This is a genomic window from Micromonospora trifolii, assembly GCF_050516465.1.
Taxonomy (GTDB): Bacteria; Actinomycetota; Actinomycetes; order Mycobacteriales; family Micromonosporaceae; genus Micromonospora; species Micromonospora trifolii.
Window position 1 is genome coordinate 1,426,459 of sequence record NZ_CP191526.1, and the last position, 12,393, is coordinate 1,438,851.

Consider the following 12,393-nt stretch of genomic DNA (forward strand, 5'->3'; position numbering starts at 1 on the left):
GGCGGTCGTCAGAGCAGCTTGCGCAACTTGAGCAGGTCGAACGGGTTGGCCTTGATCGACACCCGGCGGGAGGTCACCGCGCTGGTGACGTCCAGGTCGCCACGGACCAGGGCGAGCAGGTCGTCGCTGGACGTGCTCAGCGCGATCTTGGCCTTGGGGTCGTCGCCGTCGGTCAGCTCGACCAGTCGGCCGCCGGTGATCCGGCCGTGGAACGCGGTGTCCAGGTCGGTGATCCGGCAGGCCAGCGTCCGGTCCAGGTCGATCCGATCGCGTACCGTCTCGGCGTTGCGATCCAACCGGGCGGCGAGCTCCTGCAACGCCTGCCGGCACTCGTCCACGCTGGCCACATCTCCCCCTAGCTGATCGCCACGCCGTCCTCGGCACCGTACCGCACGGGTCAGTCCGGGGTGCCCGGTAGCGTGACACCTGCACACCCCGCCCCGTGGAAGGACTCAGGCATGCAGGACGCGTGGCGCGCCTACCTCGAACTGGCCATGGGCCTTGCGGAGGCGCCCCGGAAGAAGGCCCAGGACGTGGCACGTCGCCTCGTCGGCTCCGGCGGCGCGACCGCCGCCCAGCTCCAGGCCCTCGGCGAGGAACTGGTCACCACCGGCGCCGCCAACCGGGAGGCGCTGACCAAGCTGGTCCGCTTCGAGGTCGACCGGGCCCTCGGCGCGGTCGGTCTGGCCACCGCCGACGAGGTGGCCGAGCTGACCCGGCGGGTGCACGACCTGGAACGGCAGCTGCGGGAGGCGCGGTCCACCGAGCCGGCCGCCGGCCCCACGCCACAGCCCGACCCGACCGTCGCCGCGCGGCCCGGCACCGGTCTCGTGCCGTCCGACGCCTCGGCCGGTGCCCCGGTCTCCGCGCCGGTGGCGAAGAAGGCCGTCGCGAAGAAGGCGGTCGCCAAGAAGGCCATCGCCAAGAAGCCGCCGGCGACGATCAGCCGGACCGCCGACGAGGACGTCCCGACGCCGGCCGTGATGCCCGCGAAGAAGGCGGTCCGCAAGCAGCGGCCGGACGACGCCGAATGACCCGGCCCGGTCCACCGCCGGGCGGGTCCTTCCCGGCCCGTCCAGGCCCGCCGGCTGGCGGCTCGTTCCCGGCCCGTCCCGCTCCGCCGGCTGGCGGGTCCTTTCCGGCCCGTCCCGGTCCGCCGGTGGGTGCCCGCCCCGGGCCGCCGCCGGATCTCGGGGACGACGAGACGCGGCATCCGGCGGTGGACGCCGCCGTGCTGGCCATCGCCAACGCGGCGACGCTCGCTCCCGCTGACCAGATCGCCCAGTACGAGGCGGCCTACGAGACGCTGCGGGAAACCCTCGCCACCATCGACCAGACCTGAGCGGGACGACAGGCCTGAGCAGACCGGAGAACCACCCATGGCACGTCGTAACCGGCTGGACGCCGAACTCGTCCGCCGCGGTCTGGCCCGCTCGCGTGAGCAGGCCGCCGCGTTGGTGGAGGCCGGCCGGGTCCAACTGCGGGGTGTGGTCGCCCGCAAGGCGGCCGCGATGGTCGACCCCGCCGACCCGCTCCTGGTGACCGGGGCTGACCCGGCCGAGGAGTACGTCTCCCGAGGCGGGCACAAGCTCGCCGGCGCGCTGGCCGCGTTCGCCCCCGGTGGGCTGCACGTGGCCGGGCGGCGTTGCCTGGACGCGGGAGCGTCGACCGGTGGGTTCACCGACGTGCTGCTGCGCGCCGACGCGGCCGAGGTGGTGGCCGTGGACGTCGGCTACGGGCAGCTCGCCTGGCCGCTGCGCACGAACGAGCGGGTCCGCGTCCTGGAGCGCACGAATGTCCGTACCCTCGATGCTGACACGATCGGTGGCCCGGTCGACCTCACGGTGGCCGACCTGTCGTTCATCTCGCTGCGACTGGTGCTGCCGGCGCTGGCCGGCTGCACCCGCGACGACGGTGACCTGGCATTGATGGTCAAGCCGCAGTTCGAGGTCGGCAAGGACCGGGTCGGTGCCGGCGGTGTGGTCCGCGATCCGGAGCTGCGCGCCGAAGCGGTGCTGGACGTTGCCGCGGCGGCCGCGCGGCTCGGCCTCGGACTGGCCGACGTGGCGGCCAGCCCGCTGCCCGGGCCGAGCGGCAACGTGGAGTTCTTCGTATGGTTGCGCCGGGGCGCACCAGCGGCCGACCCGGAGCGGGTGCGGGCCGTGGTGGCGGCCGGGCCGGACGGCTCGACGACGGCCGGCGACGTGCCGGACGTGGCGGCGGAGGAGGTCGCAGGGTGAACGTGCGCAGTGAGGGCGCCGCAACGGGCCGCGCGGTGACACGCGGCCGTGCCGAGGCGACGGCGCCGGTGGCGCGACGCCGACCGGTCCGGCGTGGGTGGGCGGCCCGATGAGCCGGACCGCGCTGCTGGTGACCCACACCGGCCGTCGGCGCAGCACGGAGCACGCCCGGTCGGTCGCCGCCGACCTGATCGACGCCGGTTTCGAAGTACGGGTGGTCGCCGACGAGGCCGATGACCTCGACCTGCCCGGTGTGGTGCCGGTCGCCGGCCCGCAGGCCGCCGAGGGCGCCGAGATCGTCTTCGCGCTCGGTGGGGACGGCACCTTCCTGCGTGCCGCCGAGCTGGCCCGGCCCGCGAAGGCGCCGCTGCTCGGCATCAACCTCGGCAAGGTGGGCTTCCTGGCGGAGGCGGAGATCGACGACCTGGACACGGCGGTCCGGGATGTCGTCGGCCGCAACTACACGGTCGACGAGCGGCTGACCCTGGACGTCACGGCCGAGTTCGACGGCGGGCCGACCATCGAGTCCTGGGCGCTCAACGAGATCAGCATCGAGAAGGGCGAGCGGGCCCAGATGCTCGAGCTGCTCGTCGACGTGGACGGCCGGCCGCTGTCGCGCTATGGCTGTGACGGTGTCGTCTGCGCCACCCCCACCGGCTCCACCGCGTACGCGTTCTCCGGTGGCGGCCCGGTGGTCTGGCCGGAGGTGGAGGCGTTGCTGCTGGTGCCGATCAGCGCGCACGCGTTGTTCAGCCGCCCGTTGGTGACGGCCCCGACGTCCACCTTCGTGATCACCGTCGACCCGTTCACCACCCTCGCCGTGCTCTCCTGCGACGGCCGGCGCGTCTACGACCTGCCGCCCGGCGCGCGGGTGACGGTGCGCCGGGGCGCCCTGCCGGTGCGCATCGTGCGGCTGCGCCCCCGCCCGTTCACCGACCGGCTGGTGGCCAAGTTCGGCCTCCCCGTGCACGGCTGGCGCGGCAGCCGCCGGTGACCGTGGCGCACACGGTCAGTGGATGTCGGGTGTCCACCTGACGACATGTCGCCGCTGCGGCGGCGGGCGACTAGTGACCTGGTGACACGCTCCGACGCAGACTCCGATCGGCCCTCGTCTACGGATGGCGGGCCTGGAGGAGTAGAGGAGCCCATCGCATGCACTGGTCCCCACGCTGGCTCGCCGTCGGCGCGGTCGGCGCGTTGGTGGTCGGCGTCGCCGCACCGGCGTCCGCCGACCCGCCCGCCCGGCCCACCGGCCCGACGTCGGGCACGCCCGCCCAGCACGCACCTGTCCGCATCACCCTGATTACCGGCGACCAGGTCGAGCTCGCGCCCGCGGCGCCGGGCCGGGTCGCCGCCACTGTCCGCCCGGGACCCGGGCGCGAGCGGGTCATCTTCCAGACCCTGGAGGTCGACGGCCGGCTGCGGGTGCTGCCCAGCGACGCCCTGCCCTACGTTTCGAGCGGGGTCCTCGACGCCAACCTGTTCGACGTGCAGGAGTTGGCCGCCGACGGATACGGCGACGCCGCGCAGGGCGCGTTGCCACTGATCGTGCGCTATCAGGAGCAGGCGGCCGGGCGGGTCAAGCCGCTTGCCGGTGCCACCGATGCCCGGCCGCTGGAGAGCATCAACGGCGCGGCGCTGCGGGTCGGCAAGGGCGCCCTCGGCAGCCTGTGGACCACGCTCGCCGGTACGCCGGCCAGCCGGACCACGACTGCCGCCGCGCCCCGGCTGGGTGCTGGCATCGCCCGTATCTGGCTGGACGGGCGAGTCCGCCCGGCGCTGGAGCACTCCGTGCCGCAGATCGGCGCCCCGACCGCCTGGGCGGCCGGGCGCGACGGTGCCGGTGTGAAGGTGGCGGTGCTCGACACCGGCGTCGATGCCACCCACCCCGACCTGGCCGGTCGGATCGCCGAGGCGCAGGACTTTTCCGGCAGCGGCAGCGCCCGCGACGGGCACGGCCACGGCACCCACGTGGCCGCCACCATCGCCGGCAGCGGGGCGGCGTCCGACGGGCTCCGCAAGGGCGTTGCCCCGGGTGCGCGGTTGCTGGTTGGCAAGGTGCTCGACGACGGTGGCTCCGGCTACAGCTCGTCCATCATCGCGGGCATGGAGTGGGCCGCCCACTCCGGCGCGAAGGTGGTCAGCATGAGCCTCGGTGGCGACCCGACCGACGGCACCGACCCGATGAGCCAGGCGGTGAACGACCTGACCGCCGAGACCGGCGCGCTGTTCGTGGTCGCCGCCGGCAACTCGGGTGCCGCGCGTACCGTCGGCGCGCCCGGCGCGGCCGCGGCGGCGCTCACCGTCGGCGCGGTGGACCGTGCCGACAACCTGGCGGAGTTCTCCAGCCGGGGCCCGCGCCTCGGCGACAACGGCCTCAAGCCCGAGATCACCGCGCCGGGCGTCGGCATCGTCGCCGCCCGGGCCGCCGGCACCGCCATGGGTACGCCGGTGGACGACGCGTACACGACCGCGTCCGGCACCTCGATGGCCACCCCGCACGTGGCCGGGGCGGCGGCGATCCTCGCTCAGGAATACCCCGACTGGCCCGCGGCGAAGCTCAAGGACGCGCTGGTCAGCACCACGAAGGCGAACCCGGCGCTGACCGTCTTCGAGCAGGGTGGCGGTCGGGTCGACGTGGCGCGGGCGCTCGGGCAGCAGGTGTACGCCTCGGCCACCGCAGACTTCGGCCGGATCTCCACCGGCGGTGCGGCGGTCGAGCGGACCGTGACGTACACCAACGGCACGAAGACCGCGCAGACCCTGCGACTGGCCCTGGAACTGCGCAACCTGGACACCGGCGCGGCCGAGCCCGACGGGGTCGCCGTGACCTCCGGCGAGGTGACCGTGCCGGCGGGCGGCAGCGTGGGCGTGCCGCTGCGCGCCGACCCGGCGAAGCTGGGCCGGGGCCCGCACGGTGGCTGGCTGGTGGCGACAGGCACGGACGGCGTCGCCGTGCGCACCCCGGTCGGGCTCACCGTCAGCGGTCCCGTGCACCAACTCACCATCAAGCTGCTGGACCGGCAGGGGCAGCCGGGCCTCTCGCCGGGGTTGACCGTCTTCGGTGAACAGCCCGAGTCGGACTTCTGGGGCATGTGGGGTGGCGAGGGCACCCTGGAGGTCGAGGAGGGCGCGTACGTGCTGACCGCGCTGGTCACGCACGGCGTCCCCCTGGACGAGCAGATGACCCAGATCATCGAGCCGGAGGTGACCGTCGACCGGGACCTGACCGTGGTGCTCGACGCGCGCAAGGGCACGCCGGTGCGGATTGAGACGCCGAAGCCCAGCGAGCAGCGGGCCACGCTCAGCTACTACGTGCACCGAGTGCTGGGCAATGGCCGGCAGATCGACCACGGTGTGATGGCCTACAGCACCGTTCAGCAGGTCAACGTCACGCCGACTCGGCAGGTGCGCCAGGGCGAGTTCGAGTTCGCCTCGCGGTGGCAGCTCGTCGCGCCCATGGTGGACGCGAAGATCAGCGGGGTGTCCGGTCCGTCGGACATCAACCTGCTGGGCACGTCGCCGGCGCCGACCGGTCGGCGGAAGCTGCCGCTGGTCTGGGCCGGCACCGGCACCCCCGCCGAGCTGACCCGGGTGCGGGGCGCCGCCGTGCTGCTCGGCGCCGACCCGAACCGCTCGGAGGAGGAGCAGGTGGCCGCCGCCGCGGCAGCCGGCGCCGCCGCGGTGCTGATCGTCCGGCCGGAGGACCAGAGCGCGTGGACGGTCTGGCGGCCCACCGGAGAGCCGCTGCCGATCCCGTCGATGGTGGTCGCGTACGACGACGGGCAGCGGCTGATCGCGGCGGCGCGCAAGGGCCGGGCGACGCTGGACCTGACGCTGACCGTGGACAGCCCCTACCTGTACGACGTGTGGCAGGTGTCGAAGGGTCGGGTGCCGGAGCGTGTCGTGCACACGGTGACCGCCAAGAACACCGCCGAGGTGACCGCGAGCTACGGCGACATGGGTGCGGGCTGGGCCACCGAGGAGCGGTTCGGCTGGCGTCCGTGGCAGGAGTACGCCTGGAACGACGACCAGCGCATGGTCCGCAACGGCACCACCCGGCAGGAGTTCGTCAGCGCCGGGGACTCCTGGTGGCAGCAACGGGTGCTGCACAAGCAGATGTTCATGCAGTGGGGGCAGCTGGCCGGTGGTCTGACGCAGCAGCCCCGGCGCTACGCCGCCGACGACCGGGTGACCGAGACCTGGCACGCGCCGGTGCTGCGCCCGGCCGTCCCGGCCAGCGGGGCGCCGGTGCCCACCCGCACCGGTGACAACCTGGAGCTGCGGGTGCCCGAGTTCGTCGACGCCGACGGGCACTACAGCGTGGCCGGCGAGAGCGAGGAGTCGGACACCGTCGCGGCGCGGGTCAGCCGCAACGGGCAGCAGATCGCCGACCTCTCCGACGGCTGGGCGTCGGTGCCCACGACCGCCGGGGCCGCCCGCTACCGCCTGGACGTGAGCACCCAGCGGTCCTCGGCCGAGTGGCGTTACGGCACGCGGACCGACACGGCCTGGGAGTTCACCTCGGCCCGACCGGCGGGCGACAAGGCCAAGCCGTTGTCGCTGCTGCAGGTGGACTACCGGGTGCCGGCCGACCTGCTCGGCACGGTACGCGGCAACCGGCCGCACCAGGTGGGGCTGACCCTGCGGCAGCCGGCCGGGGTGCCGGCGCCGACCGGTGCCAGCGTCCGCGTGCAGGTCTCCTTCGACGGGGGCGTGACCTGGCGCAACGCGCCGACCACGGGGTCGGGCACCCGGTTCACCGCGACCGTGCCGGCGGGGCGCGGATCGGTGTCGCTGCGGGTGCACGCCGCCGACCGGGCCGGGAACACCGTCGACCAGACGGTGCTCCAGGCGTACGGGCTGCGCTGATCGGGCGGGGCGGGGCGGGGCGGGGGCGGGGGGGCCCCCCCCCCCCCCGCCGGTTGAGGGTCCGCCGTCGGTCGACGGCGGGCCCTTCCGCGTCAGAGCCAGCCGCGTCGGGCCACCTGGAACGCCAACCCGGGCCGGGTGTCCACGCCGGCGGCGGCCATCAGGTCGGCGATCCGCCGTTGCACGGTCCGCCGGCTCACCCCGAGCTGGGAGGCGATGGACTTGTCCGGTACGCCCGCCACGAACAGCGACAGCAGCCGGGCCTCGTCGGCGTCGGGCTGGTAACCGTCGCCCGGGCGGTCCTCGGGCTCCGGCCGTCGAGCCTCGGGGGCCGCGACGGCGAGGGGGTCGTCGAGGCGCAGCCGGGTGGCCACCCGCCAGTGACTCTCGAACAGGGCGAGCAGCGCGTCGAGCAGTTGACTGCGGCCGATCACCGCGGCGCTCGGTTCGCCGCCGTCGCGGTCGGGCACCAACGGGCAGATGGCCGTGCGGGCGTCCACGATGGCCAGTCGGACCGGCAGCCGGTCCAGGACGCGGGCCTGCTCCCCGGCGGCGACCCCCTTGGCCAGGTCGGCCAACGCGCCCGGCTCCAGCAGCAGGTCACGCTCGTAGATGGCCCGGTAGCTCACCCCACGGGCCAGCGCGTCGAACTCCTCGACATTCTCCGGGCCGGCCATGGCGAGGGGATTGGCCCGGCAGAACCAGAGCACCTCGGTACGCGCCGAGTTCTGCAGGTCGCGCAGGCGGTCCCGCAGAACCCGGGCGCCGGTGATCACCTCGACCAGGTGGTCGACGTGGTGTCGGCGCAGCCCGGAGCGGTACTCCTCGGCCAGTTGGGTGACCAGTCGGCGGGCCGACTCCAGGTCCTCCTGACGGCGCAGCAGCGTCCCGCCGAGGGCGACGTCCGGGGCGGTCGGGCGCAGCGGGGCGTCCGGTTCGTTGTCGCTGCGCTGCACGAGGCCCTTGCCGCGCAGCGCCTCGACCTGGGCGACGACCTGCTCACGGGGCCGGTGCAGGCGACCGGCCAACTCGTCGATGCGGGCCGTGGTGAGCTGGAGCAGGCAGCGGTAGAGCTCCTCCTCAGCCGAGGTCAGGCCGATCACGTCCAACACGGGGCAGAACTGTACGTCGGCCCGGTACGGGCCGTACCCGGGCCCGTCGGCTGGTCAATTGTCGGGCCTCGCGTCTACTGTCGGTGGCTGTGCTGGAAGAGCTGCGCATCACCGGACTGGGCGTCATCGAAGACACCACGCTGCCGTTGACCGGCGGCATGAACGTCATCACCGGCGAGACCGGTGCGGGCAAGACGATGGTGGTCACCGGCCTCGGCCTGCTCTTCGGCGGCCGGGCCGACGCCGGGCGGGTCCGCGCCCAACCCGGCCGTGCCGTGGTGGAGGGGCGGCTGCGGCTGCAGGGGCGGGTCGCCGACGCCGTGCACGCGCGCATCATCGAGGCCGGTGGTGAACCCGACGAGGACGGCTCGGTGCTGCTGAGCCGCACGGTGACGGTGGAGGGGCGCTCGCGCGCCCACGTCGGCGGTCGGAGCATGCCGGTGTCGATGCTCGGTGAGGTCGGCGAGCAGGCGGTCGCCGTGCACGGCCAGTCCGACCAGCTGCGGTTGCTGCGCCCGGCCGAGCAGCGGGCCGCACTGGACCGGTTCGCCGGCCCCGCGCACGAGAAGCTGCTCGACGCGCTGCGCGAGGCGTACACGGGGTGGCGTCGGGTCGTCGACGACCTGGCCGACCGGCGGCGCAACGCCCGCGAGCGCAACCAGGAGGCCGACCTGCTGCGGCTGGGCCTCGACGAGATCACCCGGGTCGATCCGCAGCCCGGTGAGGACGACGAGCTGAAGACCGAGGCGCAGCGGTTGGAGCACGCCGAGGGCCTGCGGACGGCCGCGCAGATCGCCCAGCAGTGCGTGGCCGGTGGCGCGGAGGCCGCCGAGGAGACCCCGGACGCGGCGGTGCTGCTCGGCACCGCCCGGCGGACCCTGGAGGCGCAGTCCGGCACCGATCCGGCGCTCGGTGAGCTGGCGGCCCGCCTGGAGGAGGCGGCCACGCTGGTCACCGACGTGTCCGCGGAGCTGTCGGCGTACCTGGCGACGCTGGACGCGGACCCGGCCCGGTTGCAGCACGTCTACGAGCGGCGGGCGGCGCTGCGCGCGTTGACCCGCAAGTACGCCGACGACGTCGACGGGGTGATCGCCTGGGCCGATCGGGCGCGTACCCGACTGTCCGACCTGGACATGTCCGACGACGTGCTCGACGAGTTGGAGCGCGAGGGCCAGCGGCTCGCCGTCGAGGTGGCCGATCTGGCCGGGCGGGTGTCCACCTCCCGGCAGGAGGCGGCGATCCGCTTCGCCGATCAGGTCACCGTCGAGTTGGCCGGGCTGGCCATGCCGCACGCGCGGATCGAGGTGGCGGTGCTGCCCCGTCCGGCCGGGCGTGCCGAGCCGACGCTTGCGGTCAACGGCGTCGAGGTGGGTGTCACTCCGGACGGCGGTGACGAGGTGGAGTTGCGGTTGCTGGCCCACCCGGGCGCGCCGTCGCTGCCGTTGCAGCGCGGCGCCTCCGGCGGTGAGCTGTCCCGGGTGATGCTCGCCATCGAGGTGGTGTTCGCCGGCTCCGGTGGCCCGCCCACGTTGGTCTTCGACGAGGTCGACGCGGGGGTCGGCGGGCAGGCGGCGGTGGAGATCGGCCGCCGGTTGGCCCGGCTGGCCCGCAGCCACCAGGTGCTGGTGGTCACGCACCTGCCGCAGGTGGCGGCGTTCGCCGACCGGCATCTGGTGGTGGCGAAGGACATCGGCGGCGCGGTGACGACCAGCGGGGTGCGCGTGGTGGAGGACACCGAGCGGGCTCGGGAGTTGGCGCGCATGCTGGCGGGTTTGCCCGATTCGGATCTGGGTATCGCCCATGCCGAGGAGCTTTTGGCAGTGGCCGCCAAGGAAAGGCGGTTGTGACGCCGCGTATTGTGAGCGCAAGCACACCGGCTTGTGCCGGTGTGTGCTTCCCTGGGTAGGCGGCCCTGCTCAGGCATGTCGCGACAGAAAAGCCTGCCTCACATGCCAGGATGGTCACGATGCGTCTACCCACGTTGCGCCGGAACCGGAACTCCGAACCGGGCAGAGTCCTCGGCACCGCGCGCCTTGATCGCCGGACGAAACGCCTGGTCGGTCGGCTGCGCCCCGGTGACATTGCGGTCATCGACCACGTCGACCTGGACCGGGTGGCGGCCGACTCGCTCGTCGCCGTCGGGGTCGCGGCGGTGCTCAACGCCAAGCCCTCGGTCTCCGGCCGTTACCCGAACCTCGGCCCGGAGGTGTTGATCGCCGCCGGCATTCCGCTCCTCGACGACCTGGGGGAGGGCGTCTTCGAGCGCATCCGCGAGGGCGACCTGGTGCGCATCGAGGGCAACACGGTCTTCGCCGGTGACGAGCCGGTGGCGCACGGCACCCTTCAGGACGCCGAGTCGGTCGGTAAGGCGATGGCGGACGCCCGGGAGGGTCTGTCGGTGCAGTTGGAGGCGTTCGCCGCCAACACGATGGACTACCTGCGTCAGGAACGCGACCTGCTGCTCGACGGTGTCGGGGTGCCGGACATCGAGACCCAGATGCAGGGTCGGCACTGTCTGATCGTGGTGCGCGGCTATGACTACAAGGCCGACCTGGACGTGCTGCGCCCGTACATCCGGGAGTTCAAGCCGGTGCTCATCGGCGTCGACGGCGGCGCGGACGCCCTGGTCGAGGCCGGCTACACCCCCGACATGATCATCGGGGACATGGATTCGGTCACCGACGACGTGCTGCGCTGCGGCGCCGAGGTGATCGTGCACGCGTACCCGGACGGGCGTGCGCCCGGCCTGCCCCGGGTCAACGGCCTCGGTGTGCCGGCGATCACCTTCCCGGCCGCGGCGACCAGCGAGGATCTGGCCATGCTGCTCGCCGACGAGAAGGGCGCCTCGCTGCTGGTCGCGGTCGGCACCCACGCCACCCTCGTCGAGTTCCTCGACAAGGGCCGCGGCGGGATGGCCTCGACGTTCCTGACCCGGCTGAAGGTCGGCGGCAAGCTGGTCGACGCCAAGGGGGTGAGCCGGCTCTACCGGCAGAGCATCTCCGGCTCGTCGCTGCTGCTGCTGGTGCTGTCGGCGATCGCGGCGATGGCGTCCGCGGTGGCCGTGTCGACCGTCGGGAAGGCGTACCTGGGCGTGGTCGCCGAGTGGTGGGACAATTTCGTGTTCCAGCTGTACCGGCTCTTCTAGTTCCCGACCGATCAAGAGGCTGCAAGCGTGATCAACTTCCGCTACCACGTGGTGTCCCTCACCGCGGTCTTCCTGGCTCTGGCGATCGGCCTGGTGGTCGGCACAGCCGCCCTCAACGGCCCGGTCGCCGACTCGCTCAAGGAGCAGGTCACCGGGCTACGCAAGGACAACCAGCAGTGGCGCCAGACGGTCAGCAACATGGAGAAGCAACTCGCGCTGGAAGAGGAGTTCGCCGAGGAGATCTCCCAGGTCGTCCTGCCCGGCACCCTCACCGGGCGTCGGGTCGTGGTGCTGAGCCTGCCCAACGGGCGCGACCACACCGAGGGCGTGCTCAAGAAGCTCCAGCAGGCCGGGGCCACCATCACCGGTCAGGTCGACCTGCAGGACAAGTTCATCAACCCGGACAACAACTCCAACCTGCTGGAGTTGGCCGTCACCGCCGCCCGCCCGACCGCGCAGACCACCGGCCTGCCGGGCAACGGGCACGGTGTGGAGACCTCCAGCGCGCTGCTGGCCAGCGTCCTGCTGGACCGGCCCCAGGGCGTCGCGCCGGTCAGTGACGCCGACCGGCGGGCGGTGCTCGCCGCCTACAACAACTCCGGCTACCTGACCACCGACAGCAACAAGGTCACCGCCTCGGCGGAGGCGGTCGTCGTGGTCAGCGGTCAGCCGTACGTCGACAAGGACTCCGACAAGCGGGACGAGTCGGTGGTCAAGATCGCCGAGCAGTTCGACCGCACCGGAGCGATCGTGGTGGGCGGCAACGGTTCCGTCGGCGGCAACCTGGTCGGCGTGGTGCGCGGCGACCCGGTGCTCGCCCAGACCATCTCCACGGTCGACAACGCCAACACCGTGCAGGGTCAGGTGGTCACCACCCTGGCCCTGGTGCAGCAACTCACCGAGAAGAAGGCCGGGCAGTACGGCGTCGGCGACAACGCGCCGTCGCTGCTGCCTAGACTGCCCCAGTGAGCGAACGACGTACCCCCGTGTCCGGAACCGACCAGGTGGCGCGTGACCGAGCCAG

10 protein-coding genes are annotated in these 12,393 nt (G+C 73.3%); 8 read left to right on the plus strand and 2 right to left on the minus strand.

The window, feature by feature from the left end; translation table 11 throughout:
• Positions 1-8 precede the first annotated feature (8 nt).
• Complete coding sequence (locus tag ACQRWP_RS06540) at positions 9-347, minus strand: SCP2 sterol-binding domain-containing protein (RefSeq protein ID WP_430501246.1); 339 nt, start codon at positions 345-347, stop codon at positions 9-11.
• A gap of 111 nt (positions 348-458) precedes the next feature.
• On the opposite strand from ACQRWP_RS06540, the gene ACQRWP_RS06545 reads away from it, so the two are divergent.
• The 5 genes from ACQRWP_RS06545 (at position 459) to ACQRWP_RS06565 (ending at position 7,112) form a co-directional block, all read left to right on the plus strand.
• Complete coding sequence (locus ACQRWP_RS06545) at positions 459-1,034, plus strand: phasin family protein (protein WP_430501247.1); 576 nt, start codon at positions 459-461, stop codon at positions 1,032-1,034.
• A 125-nt stretch (positions 1,035-1,159) separates the two neighbouring features.
• Entirely contained in the window at positions 1,160-1,342 is a 183-nt protein-coding gene (locus ACQRWP_RS06550; RefSeq protein WP_430501248.1) for a hypothetical protein, read from the plus strand.
• Between the two features lie 37 nt (positions 1,343-1,379).
• Positions 1,380-2,240, plus strand: coding sequence for a TlyA family RNA methyltransferase (locus tag ACQRWP_RS06555; protein WP_410819171.1), 861 nt, complete (start codon positions 1,380-1,382; stop codon positions 2,238-2,240).
• Positions 2,241-2,349: 109 nt separating this feature from the next.
• Positions 2,350-3,234: an NAD kinase gene (locus ACQRWP_RS06560; protein ID WP_091407282.1), complete on the plus strand. Its 885-nt coding sequence runs from the start codon at positions 2,350-2,352 to the stop codon at positions 3,232-3,234.
• A gap of 158 nt (positions 3,235-3,392) precedes the next feature.
• Positions 3,393-7,112, plus strand: coding sequence for a S8 family serine peptidase (locus ACQRWP_RS06565; RefSeq protein ID WP_430501249.1), 3,720 nt, complete (start codon positions 3,393-3,395; stop codon positions 7,110-7,112).
• A gap of 92 nt (positions 7,113-7,204) precedes the next feature.
• On the opposite strand, the gene ACQRWP_RS06570 is transcribed toward ACQRWP_RS06565, so the two are convergent.
• The gene (locus tag ACQRWP_RS06570) at positions 7,205-8,224 is read right to left on the minus strand and encodes a helix-turn-helix domain-containing protein (RefSeq protein WP_430501250.1); all 1,020 of its coding nucleotides are present in this window, start codon (positions 8,222-8,224) and stop codon (positions 7,205-7,207) included.
• An 89-nt stretch (positions 8,225-8,313) separates the two neighbouring features.
• Here ACQRWP_RS06570 and recN point away from each other — a divergent pair, with 89 nt between their 5' ends.
• From recN to ACQRWP_RS06585, 3 genes are all read left to right on the plus strand, one after another.
• The gene (gene recN, locus ACQRWP_RS06575; protein ID WP_430503144.1) at positions 8,314-10,071 is read left to right on the plus strand and encodes a DNA repair protein RecN; all 1,758 of its coding nucleotides are present in this window, start codon (positions 8,314-8,316) and stop codon (positions 10,069-10,071) included.
• Between the two features lie 119 nt (positions 10,072-10,190).
• Positions 10,191-11,369 carry a putative cytokinetic ring protein SteA gene (gene steA, locus ACQRWP_RS06580; RefSeq protein ID WP_430501251.1) on the plus strand — a complete coding sequence of 393 codons (1,179 nt, stop codon included), beginning with the start codon at positions 10,191-10,193 and terminating at the stop codon, positions 11,367-11,369.
• A gap of 27 nt (positions 11,370-11,396) precedes the next feature.
• Positions 11,397-12,338 (plus strand): copper transporter, encoded by a 942-nt coding sequence (locus tag ACQRWP_RS06585; protein ID WP_430501252.1) that lies wholly within the window; start codon positions 11,397-11,399, stop codon positions 12,336-12,338.
• Positions 12,339-12,393 lie beyond the last annotated feature (55 nt).

Coding starts and splice junctions, on each gene's coding strand:
- ACQRWP_RS06565 (WP_430501249.1), top strand. CDS start 3,393: ATGCACTGGTCCCCACGCTGGCTCGCCGTCGGCGCGGTCGGCGCGTTG.
- ACQRWP_RS06555 (WP_410819171.1), top strand. CDS start 1,380: ATGGCACGTCGTAACCGGCTGGACGCCGAACTCGTCCGCCGCGGTCTG.
- steA (WP_430501251.1), top strand. CDS start 10,191: ATGCGTCTACCCACGTTGCGCCGGAACCGGAACTCCGAACCGGGCAGA.
- ACQRWP_RS06560 (WP_091407282.1), top strand. CDS start 2,350: ATGAGCCGGACCGCGCTGCTGGTGACCCACACCGGCCGTCGGCGCAGC.
- ACQRWP_RS06545 (WP_430501247.1), top strand. CDS start 459: ATGCAGGACGCGTGGCGCGCCTACCTCGAACTGGCCATGGGCCTTGCG.